This window comes from Pantoea sp. B550 (assembly GCF_024158165.1).
GTDB lineage: Bacteria > Pseudomonadota > Gammaproteobacteria > Enterobacterales > Enterobacteriaceae > Pantoea > Pantoea alfalfae.
In genome coordinates this window covers 229,900-245,306 of the sequence record NZ_JAMYXI010000001.1, presented here as the reverse complement: position 1 = coordinate 245,306, position 15,407 = coordinate 229,900, and the positions used below count along the sequence as shown (strand labels likewise).

Genomic DNA, 15,407 nt, shown 5'->3' with positions numbered 1-15,407 from the left:
TGCCGCACCATTTCAGACAGCGGCAGACGATCTCTGCACGGCCTTTTGATACAGCTTATCATTTAAAAACGGGCGTTAAGTCCGACGTTCCATGTCACCTGGTGATGATCGCTGTTACCTGTCACCGATGAAACGCCAGCAAATGCGTTCACCGATGTGCCAATGGGCACGCTTGCGCCCAGAGCCATATTGATCCAGTTATCATCCCGTGAGCCACTGCTGCGGGTAAAGGCAGTGCGGGTCGATTTCAGTCCGGCGGTAACAGCAGAGTCGCTGTCGCCGAACTGATGGTTGTAACTGACCTGCGCCCAGGGATTACTCACTAAATCTTTACTGTCGATACGCCAGCCAACTGACCCGATTTGAGAATGCAGTGTCTGGTCGCCAAAGCGCATCGAGGTACTGCTGTTCCCTTCTTCTCTGTAGCCATCAATCTGGGTGTAGTCGAGCGCATAGCTGGCCATCGGGCCGGTGGAGACATAGCGGCCCAGCGGTAAGTCCCAGCCGGTCTGCACCCGCATCCCCAGCACTTTGCCGTCGCTGCTGCCCTTCTCCGTACGGGTCGCCGGTCCCAGCCTGACCTTACGCTCAATATCATCAAAGTTCAGATCGGCATAATGGGCATCTGCATTAATCCATCCCCGATCCAGATAATTTAATTGGCTCCACAGCGCCACCAGATTGCCGCGTAAACGATAATCAAAGCGCTGCGAGGGATCCTGTCGTTGCGAGGTAGTGGAGAGCATCGCACCGGCCTGCCAGCTATCGGACAGCTGATAGCCCACTCCTACGGTGCCGGTAGCGCTTGTTGCATCACCGTCCAGCAGGCTGTCGCCGCGGAAATCTCGCTGCTGTCCGGCATAGCCACCGAAAACCGTAAACTCTCCGGCGCTGGCGGGCTGCTGACGCTGCTGTTGCAGATGTCCATCCAGCGTATTCTGCGCATCCCCCACCAGCATCGATGGTGCCTGACTCAGCACGGCCACCTGCAGCGGCGCACTCAGCACCGACTCAATATAATCGGCGATCAGCGCATGCACTGCCGGGCTGGGATGCAACCGGTCGGCAAACAGATACTGTTGCGATTGTGAAAATCCTGGCGTTGAGGCGGTGCAGTCCATTGATGAGACGCCGGGCGGACAGGCCATGCCTGCCGTGTTGCTGAGTCCATACAGGCGCGGGTTATCGATCACCTCATTAAACAGGCCATTGATATCCACCCGCGCGATATTGCCGCGTGCCGCCACCAGCCCCTGCTCTTCAGCCTGGTTGTAACGGTCGGTGAGGGCTGCCGCCTCCTGACTCAGCAACTGCCAGGCGGCAAACAGCTGTTGTGCAAGCGCATCGCGGATCAGCGGAATAGAAGTGACCTGACCAGCTGCTTCGTTAAGCGCGGTTTCAATTGCCTGCTCTCTGGCGGCGCGGTCAGGCGTGGCGGTGGTACTCAGCGACTGAAACAGCGCCGCCGTGGCAGGCTGGGCGGCCGGCCCCAGCACCTGCAGAATCGCCTGAAGCAGCGCGGGCGTCGCTCCGACGTTTGGCACCGTCGGAACGATGACCGTGCCGGCCCCGGCATCCAGCAAACGACTGACCTGTGAGGCCGCGGCACTGGCACTGTTATCCACGATCTGCTGTGCAGCGAGCGGCGCAAGGGCTGCCGCCGCTAAGTCATTGCCGCCAATCCAGTGAATATAGAGTCCGTCAGAATCGGCTCGTCCGTCGCGCGTCGCAAGGTAATTATCCAGCTGTTCCTGCGTATTAAACATGGGATTTATCGCCGGTACCGCAACGGCGCCACCTTCGGCATAGTTGCTTCCGCCCTGGGATGAGGGGCGCAGAGTGTCACCCAGCGACTGCGCTACGATCTCGTCATAGAGCGGATGGGTCGCACCATCATAAGTAAAGCGTCCTACGTTGCCGCCATCACTCAGGCTGTCACCAAATACGGTAAGGTCACTCCATGCCATCGCAGGCAGCGGCGACAGGAGGCTCAGGGTGGCACAACAGAAAAGGTATTGCGCGTGAAGGGGTTTCATCAGCAGCTCCGCACAAAAAAAGTAAAGTGAGAAAGAGTAAAAGCCGCACCCGGAGGCGCAGCACGCTGTAAGCGTAGTCGCCCTGATAAACGGGCTGATGAAAAGACGCGATCGCGCTCGCAAAGCGGGAAAATTTGACTTAAAGGTGAGCCCGTTTTTACCGGAAAATTCCGGTCACGGCTTAATCCTGCAGATTACTTTTTGCTGGCGGGTTTCAGCCCGCGATAGAGATCCTGTAGCCGTTTCATGGTTTTAACGGTGCGCTGCGGCAGCGTCGAAGCAACTGACAGGATTAGCATCTCCAGACAGACCATTATGGTGCCGTGCAGCGGAATGCGCCCCTTCTCACCACCGCGAGGCACGTTGATCACCACATCCGCCTCACGCGCAAAAAAAGAGTCGGTGGCGTTGGTCAGCAGGATAATCGGGATATTCAGCCGTTTCGCTTCGCGCACCACGGTGGTCCCTTCCCGGTGCGCCGATTGCTGCGCCATCATTATCAGCACGTCGCCACGCTGCAGCGCCAGCATCTGCTCTGCCAGCGCAATGCCGGCGCGATTAAGCGAAAAGGCGGGCAGACCGATACGGTTCAGCAGCCGCACGCTGTAGTCCGCCAGAATCCCTGAGGCGTTAATGCCAAAAATAGCCACTTCCCGCGCTTCACTCAGCAGCGCCACGGCGTCTGCCACCGCCACCCGGTTCTGCGGCTGCGACAGCACCTCACAGGCGTGCCGGTGGCCCGCCAGTACAAAGTCGATGGCACTGTTTACGTCACTGGTCACCTCACTGACAGTAGTGAACATCTTATCTTCCGAGGTCAGCGAGGGACCAAACCAGGCTCTGAGCGTCTGTTTGAGATCGCGCAGTCCGCTGAATCCGAGCGCCTGAATGGCGCGGATCACGGTGGCATCAGACGTGTGATTCGCGACGGCGATCTCCATCGCAGTACTTTCGAGCACCGTTTCGCGCTGTTGATCGATATAACGTGCCACAGCCAGCAGACGAGGAGAAAGCTGCTTTTCGCGGGCGCGCAGACGCTCTGCCACCACATCCACTCTGTTTTTAACTGGCCGGTTCTGTTTCATGCTGTTCCTGCTGCTGGTGTTTAAGGTCCGAAAGGCTGATTACCGATCTGATTAATGGAGGATATTCCACGGTCAGAAATTGTAGTGAAAGCGTAATTCTATTCTGAGTTTGACCTGCAAATGATAGGGATTTAAGCGTATCCTGTCATCTCGCCATGAAATAATAATCATTATTTTCAACGAAATAAACTCATCACCTGGACTGTAAGTCAGTAAAATCGATACAGCAGAAATGTAGTAAATTCTGTTCAAATTATGTTTACTACTACTTTGTTGGATGTTTGAATGATTCTCAATTACAGATGAGAAGCATTGTCGTCCGGTCAGCGCAATGATGTCTGAACCCGAATGCCGTTCTCTTCTGCTTAAAGCGCTGCATATTGCAGACCACCTCCAGGGAAGCCCTGTATGACAGCCAGTCATCAGAGCGAATTTGCTTCAGAAACTGCCAGTAACAGATACGAAAAGAAAAATGAAAAACAAAGACTCACGATATCCGGCCCGACACCCCGCTCTGGTCGTGGCAATTTGCGGCAGCATGATGCTGCCACAGGTCAGCGCAGCAGCCAACACAGCACCGGATATGACCGTGACCGCCGATGCTGACTCAGAGGGAAATTACAGCGCCAGCGAGAGCAGCGTCGCCAGTAAAATGCCAACCGCGCGGCTTGATGAGGTGCAGTCGGTCAGCGTGGTCACGCAGCAGCAACTGGACGATTACCAGGCAAGCTCACTGGCGGATGCGATGCGCTTTGTCAGCGGCGTTTCAGAAGCTAACACGCTGGCTGGCACCGAAGATGGCTTCGTTCGACGCGGTTTTGGCAGTAATGCCGATGGGTCGGTCTACCGGGATGGCATTCGCAGCAGTCAGGGACTCAATTTTGATGCCACAACCGAACGAGTTGAGGTGCTGAAAGGCTCCTCTTCGCTGCTCTACGGCATTCAGAATCCGGGTGGCATTATCAATGTGGTCAGCAAAAAGCCGCAATACAGCTGGCACTCCAGCGTTAGCGGACGCAACGCCAGTGAAGGCGGCGGTGCAGGCACGCTGGATGTCACCGGCCCGCTGGGCAATGGCTTTGCCTTCCGGCTGATCGCCGAAAAGCAGAATCAGGATTACTGGCGCAACTTTGGCAGCGAAGAACACACGCTGCTGGCACCCTCTCTGCAATGGTTTGGCGAGCAGGCCAGCTTTCTGATCAGCTATGCCGACTACCGTTATGACATTCCCTACGACCGCGGCACGGCCTTTATCGACGGCAAGCCGATCGATATTGCTTACAAAGATCGTCTGGATGACAAAGCTAATCACGCCTGGGGTCACAACAAAACCCTGAATGCCCACTATGACTGGCAGTTTAATGATGAGTGGCGCACCCGGCTCACCCTGGGCTGGAATCAGCGGCGTTATGACAACGATGAGGTGCGCGTAACGGCGGTCAATGCCAGCACTGGCGTAGTAACACGTCGTGCCGATGCCAACCGTGGGTTTAACCACAAAACCAAATATGTGAGCTGGGATCTGCTGGGCAATCCGGAGATTCTGGGCATGCAGCACGCGCTGGTGGCAGGCACCGACTATGAGATGAATCAGACTTATCGCGCCCATCAGTATCAGGGCAAGGTTAACCGCCAGTTCAACTACTTCAATCCCGACTATGACATCCTGTCACCGGTCACGGACACCAGCACCGAAAATAGCGCAGCAGCCAATAACCTGAACCGTATTCATAGCCGATCGCTCTACGCCAAAGACACTATTTCACTCACACAGGACTGGATTGTGGTGATGGGCGGCCGTTATCAGCATTATGAACAGCGCGCCTCCCGCGGCGTTAATCCCCAGTCAGAAATCCTGAACGATGAGGGCAATAAGTTTCTGCCGCAGGCCGGGGTGATCTACAAACTCACGCCTGACCTCTCTTTCTACACCAGCGTCAGCAAGTCGTTCACGCCGTCAACCGACGTGGATGATGATGGCAATGTCGGCAAGCCGGAACAGGGCACCAGCTGGGAAGTCGGCAGCAAATGGCAGCTATCGCCAAAACTGCTGGCAACAGTGGCGCTCTACCGGATTGATGAAAAAGCGATGTCGCTGAATATTAATGGCAGCACGCGGGCCATTGATAAAGCCCGATCGACCGGCGCTGAGTTTGAGCTGAATGGCGAAATTGCACCCGGCTGGGATTTGAGTGCGAACTACAGCTATGATCAGGCAGAGATCGTCAGCGATCGGGTGAATCCGGATAACAATGGCAATCGGCTGCAGAATGCGCCGCGTCATGCCGGTGCGCTTTACCTGAGTCATGAGCTGCAGGTCAGTGGCCTGCCCGGCACGTTCCGGCTCGGCGGCGGTGCGCGCTATGTCGGCAGCCGTGCGGGCGATCCCGATAACAGTTTCACCCTGCCCGACTATGTAGTGGCAGACAGCTTCGTGGCGTGGAACAACCGGCTGTTTGGTGAAAAAACCCAGCTGCGTCTGAATATCAATAATCTGTTTAATCAGCACTACTACAGTTCAAGCGGCGGCAATCTGCGCGTCCGTGAAGGCGAAACCCGTAATCTGATGGTACAGGCCCGTGTGGAATTTTAACTCGCTACGCTCAGTGCTGCTGACGATCACTGTGATGCTGGTCAGCGCGTGTGCTCATTCCCGCACGCTGACCGACATCACCGGTCGCCAGGTCACGATTCCCGACCATCCGCAGCGCATTATGCTGGGTGAAAGCCGGATGCTCTACAGCGTCGCACTTCTGATGCCCGGTAATCCGCTGCAGCATATTGCTGGCTGGCCGCAGGATCTGAAAAAGTACGATCCTCAGACCTGGCAGGTTTTTGCGCGCCAGTTCCCGCAGATGGAGACGATTCCGGTCGTGGGGCTGGATGGCGTTAACGATGTGAATCCCGAACAGGTGGTCGCACTTAAGCCGGATGTGGTGATCCTGCCGCAGCTGGCGCGCGACAGTGAAAACGTTGCCGTGCTGGAGAAGATGCTCGCTGCGGCGCATATTCCGGTGGTGAAAATCGATCTGCGGGTTAATCTGCTGAAAAACACTGAGCGCAGCATCACTTTGCTGGGTGAGGTGCTCAATCAGCCACAGCGCGCGGCTCAGTTTAATCACTTCTACCGCAGCCACATGCAGCGCATTTCGAGTCGGCTGGCGGATTATCACGGTCCGAAACCGTCCGTGCTGTTGCAGTTACATCTTGGACGACGCAGCGAGTGCTGCGTCACCTCGGTGAATGGCAATCTGGGTGAGCTACTGACATTTGCTGGTGGCAATAACATCGCCAGCCAGCAGATCAAAGGCGTATTCGGACGGCTGAGTGAGGAGAGTGTGATTGCGGCACAGCCGGATTACTATTTTGCCACCGGCACCGGCAGCGCCGATGAAGCGGGAGCCTTAAAACTCGGCCCCGCCGTCACAACGGCGCAGACCCGGCAAAGCCTGCTCGCACTGACCAGTCAGCAGAATGCGCTGAAGCAGCTCACCGCGCTGCGCGACGGTCATGCCGGAGCCATCTGGCACAATTTTTATCTCAGCCCGTGGCACGTCGTAGCGACCGAATTCTTTGCTGCCACGCTCTACCCGCAACTGTTCCGCGACGTCGATCCTGAACAGACGTTACAGCAGCTGTTCCGTGATTTCCTGCCGATACCCTTTTCAGGCAGCTATCTTTATCGGCTGGCGCCCGAGAAGACGCCGGGATCAGACGGCTGACTGCGCGCTATTCTTCACCCGGACGATATCGGCCATGATCGACAGCGCAATCTCTGCCGGAGTCTTGCTGCCGATGGGCAGGCCGATGGGCGCATGGATGCGGTCCAGTTCGGCCCGATCCATTCCGGCGATCTGTTGCAGTCGCGCCCGCCGTTTCTCGCTGTTTTTCGCCGAACCCATGATGCCGATGTAGAACGCGGGTGTGGCAATCGCCTCCATCATCGTCAGATCATCAATGCGGGGATCGTGGGTCAGTGCCACAATGGCTACCGCGGCGTGCGCCCCGTTCAGTTCCAGCCAGCGCGCCGGATGCTGTGATACCAGCGTCACGTTATCCGCGTCGCTGAAGTGACTTTCCAGCTCCGTCCGCACTTCCGGCCGGTGCTCACAGACCCGCACGTGAAAGCCCAGTATCTGTCCCAGCCGGATGCACTCATGTGCCACGCTGGAGTAGCCCGCGATCAGGAGTTCCGGTATCGCGCCCACCGGCAGTAACAACTGTTGCTCGCTGGCATCCAGTGCGGGCAGCCTCCTGTCGGCGGCAATCGCCTCCCACTGCGCACGCGCGCCCGGGCGTATCAGTTTTACCAGCGGCTGTTGCCCGCTCAGCGCGCGCTGCATCGCCGTCAGCAGCGCCAGCGTGGCGTCATCAGGCGGCAGAAATTCTATGACGATTTCCAGACTGCCGCCGCACGGCAGGCTGACGTCAGGACGCATCCCGCCCTCGCCATAGCGTACCCGCTGACTGCTGGCGCGATACGCCCCTGCCGCCAGCTGTGCCAGAAAGTCCTCTTCGATGCAGCCGCCCGACAGCGATCCGCAGTATGCGCCGGTTTCGTTAACCGTCATGAGTGTCCCGGGTGCGCGGGGCGAAGAGCCATAGGTGCGCAGCACCGTGCAGAGCCAGACCTGCTGGCCCGCCTGGCAACTGCTCAGTGCCGCATTAATCACGCGTTGATCCAGCGTTATCATGAAAATTCCTTTATCAGCTGCAGATCGGCAGGGAAATCGATATCACAGAGGCAGCCGCGATCGTGAAGCGGCAGCCGGACAGCCTGTGACCTCACTATCGCCTGTGGTCCGGCATCGCCCTGTAATGTGCTCAGCATGGGAAAAGAGTGATTCTGAAAACCCACCGGATGGCCCGGTTTTCCCTCAATGACTGGCCTGACGATGGGCGAATCCACCAGCGCAGCACTGATGGCACGGTAACTTTCAGGCGTCACAAACGGCATATCGCCCAGCGCAATCAGCCAGCCGTCGTAGTCACGGCTGGCGTTAACGCCCGCCGCGATGGACTCGCCCAGCCCACCGCTGTCGCACAGCACGACAGTCGCCCGCGTACAGAATGCCTGGATTGCCAGGGCGTCGGGACGGGTCACCACGAACAGGTCAAGCCCGCTGGCAGCGGCCTGATCCAGCGTGCGCTGCAGCACCGGTTTGCCTTCAAGGTCAGCCAGCAGCTTATGCTCGCCCCCCTGCTGGCGAAAACGTTGACTCAGCCCGGCGGCCAGTACAATCAGCGCTATCTTCACTCTCGTTCTCCGCTATACGTGAAAAACGGGCGCAGGCTTTAGCCCGCGCCCGCATGACCTGAGTCTGACCTGCTGGCAGCAGGTCAGGAACCGGTTCAGATAAGCTTGTCGAGCGTTATCGGCAGGTCGCGTACGCGCTTGCCGGTGGCATGGAATACCGCATTACTGATCGCTGCTGCAACGCCGACGATACCCAGTTCACCCACCGGTTTACCGCCCATCGTGGTCGCCTCAAAGTCGGGTTCGCCGACGTTGATGGTGGTAATGCTCGGGATGTCGCCATTAACCGGCACTAAGTAGTCTGCGAGGTTATTGTTGATTACCCGACCGTTACGCGGATCGATGATGCCCTCCTCCATTAGCGCCTGACCCACACCCATGATCATGCCGCCAATCCACTGGCTACGCGCCAGTTTCGGGTTATAGAGACGACCGCTGTCGAGCGCTGCCACCATCCGTTTAACCCGGATGGTACCGAAATCCTCATCGACCCGGACCTCAACAAATTGCGCACTCCAGCTGTGAGCAGAGAATTTTTCAGGACGGGTGCCGTCATTAAGATTACGCACCATCTTGTCGCGGTCACTTTCTGACATATCATCCGGGAACGTGCCGCCTTTCACCGCCAGACTCTCTGCCGGTGCCAGGCTGGCCAGTTCCGCGTATGACACGACCCGGTCGCTGCGCTGCATGTGCTGCACCCCATCGCCTTTCAGCGTGAGCTGAGACGCAGGTGTGCCTTTTAATGGCGACTGTGGTAGTTCGCTGGCCAGCTTCAGCAGCTGGTCGCGCATCCGTTTAGCGGTGTCGTCCACCGCGGCGGTTACGTTACCTGCCAGCTGCGATCCGCCCGCTACACCTGCGCGCGGCAGCTCGGTGTCACCCAGCTGCACTTCTATGGTGGTGGAGGCGACACCCAGAATATCGGCAGCGGTCTGCGCCAGGATGGTATAGGTTCCGGTGCCGATATCTGCGCCGCCGCACTGCACCACAAATGTTCCCTGCGGCGTCAGGATGATTTTCGCCTCGGCGGGCAGTTTGTTGACCGGATAGGTGCCGGAGGCCATGCCCCAGCCAATCAGTTCACGCCCTTCACGCATTGAACGCGGCGCCATGATGCGCTTGTCCCAGCCAAAAGCTTCAGCACCTTTCTGATAGGCTTCTTTCAGACGGCGCGAGCTCCACGGCAGATTGAGCTGATAATCTTTATCTGCCCAGTTACGCAGACGCAGTTCCAGCGGATCGATGTTCAGGGCATAGGCCATCTCATCCATCGCCACTTCCAGTCCAAAGGCGCTTGGGTTTTCACCAGGCGCGCGCATCCAGCCTGGCGTTACGGTATTGATTGGCCTGACCTGATGCCGGGCGGAGACATTGCCTGCCGCATACATGCGGGCGGTAACTTTGCTGCAGTTCTCGGCAAAAACGTCGATGAGTGACGTTTCACTGAAGCTGCGCTGGATAATCGCCTGGATTTTGCCGTCGCGCGATGCGCCCAGTTCCAGCTGCTGCGAGGTCGCCGGACGCCCGCCAAGACCGGTGAAAGTCTGCGGACGGGTCAGTGACACTTTGACTGGGCGCTTCAGTGCCCGCGAGGCGACTGTCGCCAGTGCAACGTGGGTGTAAGGCACCGGCTTAGAGCCAAATCCCCCACCGACATACGGTGAGATGATCCGCACGTTTTCCACCTCAATGCCCATCCACTCGGCAATCTCCACCTGCGCGCCGGCGACCCACTGGCTCGGCTCCCAGACGGTAATGCGCCCATCCTGCCACTCCGCCACACAGGCGTGCGGCTCCATTGGCATGTTGTATTCACGCGGGGTGGTGTAACGCTGGCTCAGACGCACCTCGGCCTGCTGCATCGCCGCCTGGGCATCGCCCATATCGATATCCTGCTTCGGGAGCGGTTTAGGTTCAACGCCCTCATCGGTGGCAAAAATCAGTGCATCAGACGTTTCATACTCAATCTCCACCAGCGAGGCGGCATAGGTCGCCTGTTCAAACGTTTCGGCGACAACCAGACCAATGTTCTGACCGTTGTGAATAATCACATCGTCCTGAATCGGGGTGTAGGTTGACTGCGCCGCGCCGCCATCGGCAATCGCCGTGGGCTTGTTGATTTTCAGCGTGTTCAGATGGGTATAGACCGCCAGCACACCTGCGGCCTGCTGCGCCTTTTCCGTCGCCATACGGCTGATGCGACCGCTGGCGACGGTAGACTGGATTACCACGCCGTAAAGTGGATTTTCCGGCTGATATTCAACCGCATAACGCGCCTCACCGGTGACTTTTACTTTGCCATCGCCACGCGCGCGGGGAGCGCCCAAGCCTTCAATCTGGGTGTCTGTCGCTGAGCTGGCGTTGATCACATCCGGACGCGCTTTGTCGTTTACTTCACTCATGAGGTTTCTCCTGCTGCCATCAGCGCGCGTGCAATCACTCGTGGCGCCAGTTTTACTTTATAGGCGTTGTGGGTCAGCGCCTGCGTCTCCTGAGTAATCTGCTCTGCTGCCTGAAACACCGTCTCTTCATTAAACGGCTGGCCTTCCAGCGCCTGCTCTACCGATCGGACGCGCCAGGGTTTGGTCGCAACGCCGCCGAGCGCGATATGCACGTCACGCATCACGCCGTTTTCCAGGGTAAAGCCTGCGGCCGCGCTGGCTGCTGCAAACTCATAGGAGCTGCGGTCACGCACTTTGAGGTAGTGTGAGTGGCGGAGTGACTCGGTTTGCGGCACGTCAATGGCCACAATGATCTCGTCATCGCGCAGATCGTGCTCACGGTCAGGCGTATCACCCGGCAGCAGGAAAAAGTCATCAATTGGGATGCGACGGATGTCCCCCCGCTGATTCTGCAGAACGACGATGGCGTCAAACGCCACCAGCGCAACCGCCAGATCGCCGGGATAGACCGCAATGCAGCTGTCGCTGGCACCCAGAATCGCATGATTGCTGTTAACGCCATCCAGTGCGGCGCAGCCGGAACCGGGATTGCGTTTGTTGCAGGCCGGGAACGTTGCCGGGTCACGGTAGTAGTTACATCGGGTGCGCTGACGTAAATTTCCACCCAGCGACGCCATATTACGAATCTGCGGGGATGCAGCCTGCCACAGGCTGCCATAGATGGCAGGCGCATTCTGCTGGCAGGCGGGATGGTCGGCCAATTGGCTCATGGTCACCAGTGCACCGGCAGTGATTTTTTCGTCGTCAAATTGCAGGTTTTTCAGCGCCGTTATCCCGCTGATGCCGATTAACTGCGGTGGCGTGAAGACTCCACACTTCATCAGATCGAGCTGTGTGGTGCCGCCCGCCAGCAACTGGCTACCGGATTGCTGTTTCAGGGCTGCGGCTTCCTGGGGAGACTGCGCAATTTTCCAGCTGAATTCATTCATGCGGACTCCTTCGCCATCTCAGCAGCGGCCTGTTTAATCGCATCGACAATGTGTGGATAAGCACCGCAACGGCAGAGGTTGCCGCTCATATATTCACGGATCTCATCGTCCGAACCGGCATGGCCCTCTTTGATGCAGGCGACGGCGGACATGATCTGACCCGGCGTGCAGTAGCCACACTGGAAGGCATCATTCTCCATAAAGCAGCGCTGCACCGGATGCAGGTCACCGTCAGTGGAGGCCAGCCCTTCAATGCTGGTGACGTCAGCACCATCCGCCTGGGCCGCCAGCGTCAGGCAGCTCAGCACCCGCTGACCATTAATCAGTACGGTGCAGGCACCGCACTGTCCCTGATCGCACCCTTTTTTGGTGCCGGTCAGATTAAGATGCTCACGCAGTGCGTCGAGCAATGTGACCCGTGAATCGACCTGCATCTGTTGCGACTGACCATTAACCTGCATTGTTAGCGATATTTTTTCCGACATTGTCTGCTTCCCATTGTTGGGGGCCAAAAGATGGTTTTTTTATAGGTTTAGTTCTGACGGGAGTTAAATCGGGGAAAATCGTGATAACCCTAATCTTTACGCGCGTATCTGTGTCTTAAGGTTTAGCAGCTTTTTAGCAATCTGGCAGGCATGTCGGGAAAAAGTCAGCGTTTTCCGAGGCAAAAAGGAAAGCAAATCGCTGTATAATGTTTATTATAGCGAATTCATATTATTGAATTTAAAAGATATATTTCTGGAGTTTTCCAGCCTGTCTCGCTTACAGGATTGATGCAGCCACCTCACTAATTTTTCCGCAAATTGTAGCCCTGACATCATCCGCCAGTCGCAGTGGCAGAGCTGATAGCAGGCGGAATGAAAAGGCTGATCACCTGATGGCGCCAGCTCTGACAGAAGAACTGGCGCGTTCAGGTGTGCTTAATCAGACACGTTTCAGATGAGGAGTCTGGTCAGAAAGGTGGTCCCTGGCGGATTCATACGCCCGTCTTTTCTAAAGGCTATCCATATCCTCTGCGAAAGTGGCAGAAATGCTCAAACCCTTCCCTGGTCAGCGATACTGGCCGATTACATATCATGTCTTCAGTGTGACGATGTTACAGCGATAGTTGAATCATGATTAGCTGCCGCCTATAAGATGCTGACAACGATTTCTGGCGTCCCAGTTATTCTGAGGTAGCGTTTTGAAATCAGACGCAATTCTGGCCGGGTCTGAATTAACAGTAATGGTATAATCCGACGAAATCTCCCGGGGACCATATTTAGTATCAAGAAAGTAGCGTTTGCCTGGCTGTGGAATAAATGGAACCCATTGTGAGAGCAAATAGCTTTCCGGGAATTTCGTTTTTTTTCCGTGTGCATCGTAATGGCTCATTATCGTGTTGAGCTGCTGAAAAGCCATGAGCCTGCCAGGCTTGACCTTTGCGGTCATAACGTGCCCTGCGGAGGGGATAAGATTTGATTCCAGCTGATGGCGATCAACCCTGTCATAACAGGTGCCTTTCTTCTCATAGACCGAAAGATAAAATGTACCCACAAATCCCTCTGGATTGATGGCCACCACCGTCGCTGCATCTTGACCTTCGTAATCTGTGTAATTAAGGGGTAACAGCGTGGAACAGCCAGTGAGGAAAATAACGGTGAAAAACGTAGCAATTTTCATAACTTTCGGGATGACCGGCATTTTTTTCTCTTCCTAAGATGCGTTATGCTGGACGCTATCAGCAAACGGGAATGACATTTAACGATATTTATCTGATTAATAAGATTTGTAATTACTTTTAAAAAAGGCAGAACTGCCGGGCTGAATATTATTTAAAAAATTTATAGTATTGATTTAATTATGAATTTATATACAGATGTAGCATTGATATTTTTTTGCTAACACTATCAAAAAGCCCCAAAGGGGCTTAACGTTACATAATCATCTGGCGTACAGGATCGAATCAGAAGCGATATTGCAGACCGGCTGTAATGGTATAGTTTTTATTCGATATACCAGCCGCATCTCCACCAATGGATGCTGATTCACCTGAGACTCTGTCAATAATCTGAGTGCTGCCTTTGCCTTCTTCATATTTGCTGTAAGTGAATTCGGCAAATACTTTGGCATTTGGCGTTACATAATAGCCAGCGTCTACTGATGTTCCGTAGTACCGCGAATTAGTCGCTTTCTCACGGAAGGTAAGATCGCGCATGTAATGCTCGTCATTATCGTGTGCCCGCACCCAGTCACTGAATTTAAATAAGGCGTTAAATTCAAAGTCGTTTATACGATACTGGCCCGCAAGACCAATATACGGCATGGAAAAGCGCTGGCTATAGCCAATACCGCGCTCGCCTCTTGGGAAATCACCCGTAGAAGCGCCGTTATCGTAATTGTATGAACCGCCAAAAGCTGTCCAGCTTAAACGGGTTTCCTGATAACCAGCTGTCAGTCCGGCTTTATAGTTATCGCCCTGTAATGCCCAGCCTTTTACATTGAGATCGTATTCATTGGCGTAATTAACATCTGTGCGGGGATGGGATGAATGGTCCGTCCAGTCAGACTGGTTGTCATCGAGCCAGTCATAGTCATCCATGTGACCCGAACCAGAAGCCAGTGAAGTCCAGCCTCGCGCATTCAGCGTCAGAAATGAGTATGCATCCCAGGATAACTCGCCTTTGAGAATAGCAACATTCTTTATTTTCCAGTCCAGCTGACTGACTTTGCGGCCTGTTTCGGTGTCGTAAACCATCTCATGAGATTTGCCACTCAGCATCCCGGCTGACGTCGACACAGTAAAGCTTTCCGGAGAAAAATTCGGTGAAAATCGACCTGCATCTGCACAGGCTCCGCCTGACAGAGTCGCCATCATCATTACTGCAACGGTGCTTTTTTTCATTTCAGTTCCATATCCATAAAGGTAATCCCTGTACAGCAGCGCCGTTCTTTTCGTAGCACGGCTGCTGCGCTTCTATACTCACCTGCGGGGTACAAGCCCCGGAACACTGGCGAAAGCCTGCGCGGCGGCTCATGCGAAGCCGCGGGTTTCTTACCCCTTTTTGCTCGCAGCTTTGAACCGTTAAGGCAAATTCCTTAATCGGCTGCTTTCTGAAAAACATTAATTATTTTTGTTATTTCACTGTGCGTCATTCACCAGCCCTTCTTTTGGCCAGTCAGAAATTTGTTTTCAGGCGAGCAACTGCTGCGGCTGGCAAATATCCGCTTTATGGGAAAAAGACCAATGAGACGATGACGACAATAAGGAGAGATGTTTTCTGAAGTGAGGTTTGTAACACCACGCCGCACAGGGCACATCACAGGTGCTGTTTTGCATTCTGTACGGTCTGCCAGCGTAAACGGCAGGTCAACGCTTCTATGCAATAGCTTAACCAATAGTGCCGCGAAGTACAGGCAGGTTTGCTCAGGCCTTACCACTGAGCGCAGCATTCACAATGCTGTCATCTGCCCTTCCACCCGAAGAGTAATCAAAAAGGTTAGCGCGATAGTTGGATTTTTTCAGCGTTCCAGCTCAGGCTGCGGCACTCTTTTTCAGGCGCAAGCCTGGCGGTAAAGCGCATCAGGGCGGCATGGCTGAATTCAGGCGGGATTAGGCGGCAACAGGGGTATCTTTACTCTCCCCCTGTTCCCTT

The 15,407-nt window shown here is 55.5% G+C and carries 11 protein-coding genes; 2 read left to right on the top strand and 9 right to left on the bottom strand.

Annotated elements, in window-relative coordinates:
* Nucleotides 1-62 precede the first annotated feature (62 nt).
* A complete protein-coding gene (locus NIM72_RS01130; protein ID WP_253417991.1) occupies nucleotides 63-2,036 on the bottom strand; it encodes an autotransporter outer membrane beta-barrel domain-containing protein in 1,974 nt (657 codons plus the stop codon).
* Nucleotides 2,037-2,230: 194 nt separating this feature from the next.
* Nucleotides 2,231-3,121 carry a MurR/RpiR family transcriptional regulator gene (locus NIM72_RS01125; protein WP_253417989.1) on the bottom strand — a complete coding sequence of 297 codons (891 nt, stop codon included), beginning with the start codon at nucleotides 3,119-3,121 and terminating at the stop codon, nucleotides 2,231-2,233.
* 472 nt (nucleotides 3,122-3,593) lie between these two features.
* Here NIM72_RS01125 and NIM72_RS01120 point away from each other — a divergent pair, with 472 nt between their 5' ends.
* Nucleotides 3,594-5,714 carry a TonB-dependent siderophore receptor gene (locus NIM72_RS01120; protein ID WP_253417987.1) on the top strand — a complete coding sequence of 707 codons (2,121 nt, stop codon included), beginning with the start codon at nucleotides 3,594-3,596 and terminating at the stop codon, nucleotides 5,712-5,714.
* A gap of 34 nt (nucleotides 5,715-5,748) precedes the next feature.
* Entirely contained in the window at nucleotides 5,749-6,843 is a 1,095-nt protein-coding gene (locus NIM72_RS01115; protein WP_253418337.1) for an ABC transporter substrate-binding protein, read from the top strand.
* Here the strand turns inward: NIM72_RS01115 and NIM72_RS01110 are convergent.
* The 7 genes from NIM72_RS01110 to NIM72_RS01080 form a co-directional block, all read right to left on the bottom strand.
* Nucleotides 6,832-7,815, bottom strand: a complete 984-nt coding sequence (locus NIM72_RS01110) for an XdhC family protein (RefSeq protein WP_253417985.1) — start codon at nucleotides 7,813-7,815, stop codon at nucleotides 6,832-6,834. The genes NIM72_RS01115 and NIM72_RS01110 overlap by 12 nt on opposite strands.
* Nucleotides 7,812-8,378 (bottom strand): NTP transferase domain-containing protein, encoded by a 567-nt coding sequence (locus NIM72_RS01105; RefSeq protein WP_161735700.1) that lies wholly within the window; start codon nucleotides 8,376-8,378, stop codon nucleotides 7,812-7,814. The genes NIM72_RS01110 and NIM72_RS01105 overlap by 4 nt, the downstream gene beginning before the upstream one ends.
* 95 nt (nucleotides 8,379-8,473) lie before the next feature.
* Nucleotides 8,474-10,783, bottom strand: a complete 2,310-nt coding sequence (locus NIM72_RS01100) for a xanthine dehydrogenase family protein molybdopterin-binding subunit (RefSeq protein WP_253417983.1) — start codon at nucleotides 10,781-10,783, stop codon at nucleotides 8,474-8,476.
* Entirely contained in the window at nucleotides 10,780-11,772 is a 993-nt protein-coding gene (locus tag NIM72_RS01095) for a xanthine dehydrogenase family protein subunit M (protein WP_253417981.1), read from the bottom strand. The genes NIM72_RS01100 and NIM72_RS01095 overlap by 4 nt, the downstream gene beginning before the upstream one ends.
* Entirely contained in the window at nucleotides 11,769-12,233 is a 465-nt protein-coding gene (locus NIM72_RS01090; protein ID WP_161735753.1) for a (2Fe-2S)-binding protein, read from the bottom strand. Before NIM72_RS01090 ends, NIM72_RS01095 begins: the two co-directional genes overlap by 4 nt.
* Nucleotides 12,234-12,891: 658 nt before the next feature.
* Nucleotides 12,892-13,455 (bottom strand): hypothetical protein, encoded by a 564-nt coding sequence (locus NIM72_RS01085; protein WP_222925602.1) that lies wholly within the window; start codon nucleotides 13,453-13,455, stop codon nucleotides 12,892-12,894.
* Between the two features lie 262 nt (nucleotides 13,456-13,717).
* On the bottom strand, nucleotides 13,718-14,656 hold the full coding sequence (locus NIM72_RS01080; RefSeq protein WP_161736754.1) for an omptin family outer membrane protease: 939 nt from the start codon (nucleotides 14,654-14,656) through the stop codon (nucleotides 13,718-13,720).
* Between the last annotated feature and the right edge of the window lie 751 nt (nucleotides 14,657-15,407).

What these genes read in the sequence shown, in the direction of transcription:
- NIM72_RS01110 (WP_253417985.1), bottom strand. Translation starts at nt 7,815, where the DNA reads ATGATAACGCTGGATCAACGCGTGATTAATGCGGCACTGAGCAGTTGC.
- NIM72_RS01090 (WP_161735753.1), bottom strand. Translation starts at nt 12,233, where the DNA reads ATGCAGGTTAATGGTCAGTCGCAACAGATGCAGGTCGATTCACGGGTC.
- NIM72_RS01080 (WP_161736754.1), bottom strand. Translation starts at nt 14,656, where the DNA reads ATGAAAAAAAGCACCGTTGCAGTAATGATGATGGCGACTCTGTCAGGC.
- NIM72_RS01130 (WP_253417991.1), bottom strand. Translation starts at nt 2,036, where the DNA reads ATGAAACCCCTTCACGCGCAATACCTTTTCTGTTGTGCCACCCTGAGC.
- NIM72_RS01115 (WP_253418337.1), top strand. Translation starts at nt 5,749, where the DNA reads ATGCTGGTCAGCGCGTGTGCTCATTCCCGCACGCTGACCGACATCACC.
- NIM72_RS01095 (WP_253417981.1), bottom strand. Translation starts at nt 11,772, where the DNA reads ATGAATGAATTCAGCTGGAAAATTGCGCAGTCTCCCCAGGAAGCCGCA.
- NIM72_RS01125 (WP_253417989.1), bottom strand. Translation starts at nt 3,121, where the DNA reads ATGAAACAGAACCGGCCAGTTAAAAACAGAGTGGATGTGGTGGCAGAG.
- NIM72_RS01100 (WP_253417983.1), bottom strand. Translation starts at nt 10,783, where the DNA reads ATGAGTGAAGTAAACGACAAAGCGCGTCCGGATGTGATCAACGCCAGC.
- NIM72_RS01120 (WP_253417987.1), top strand. Translation starts at nt 3,594, where the DNA reads ATGAAAAACAAAGACTCACGATATCCGGCCCGACACCCCGCTCTGGTC.
- NIM72_RS01085 (WP_222925602.1), bottom strand. Translation starts at nt 13,455, where the DNA reads ATGCCGGTCATCCCGAAAGTTATGAAAATTGCTACGTTTTTCACCGTT.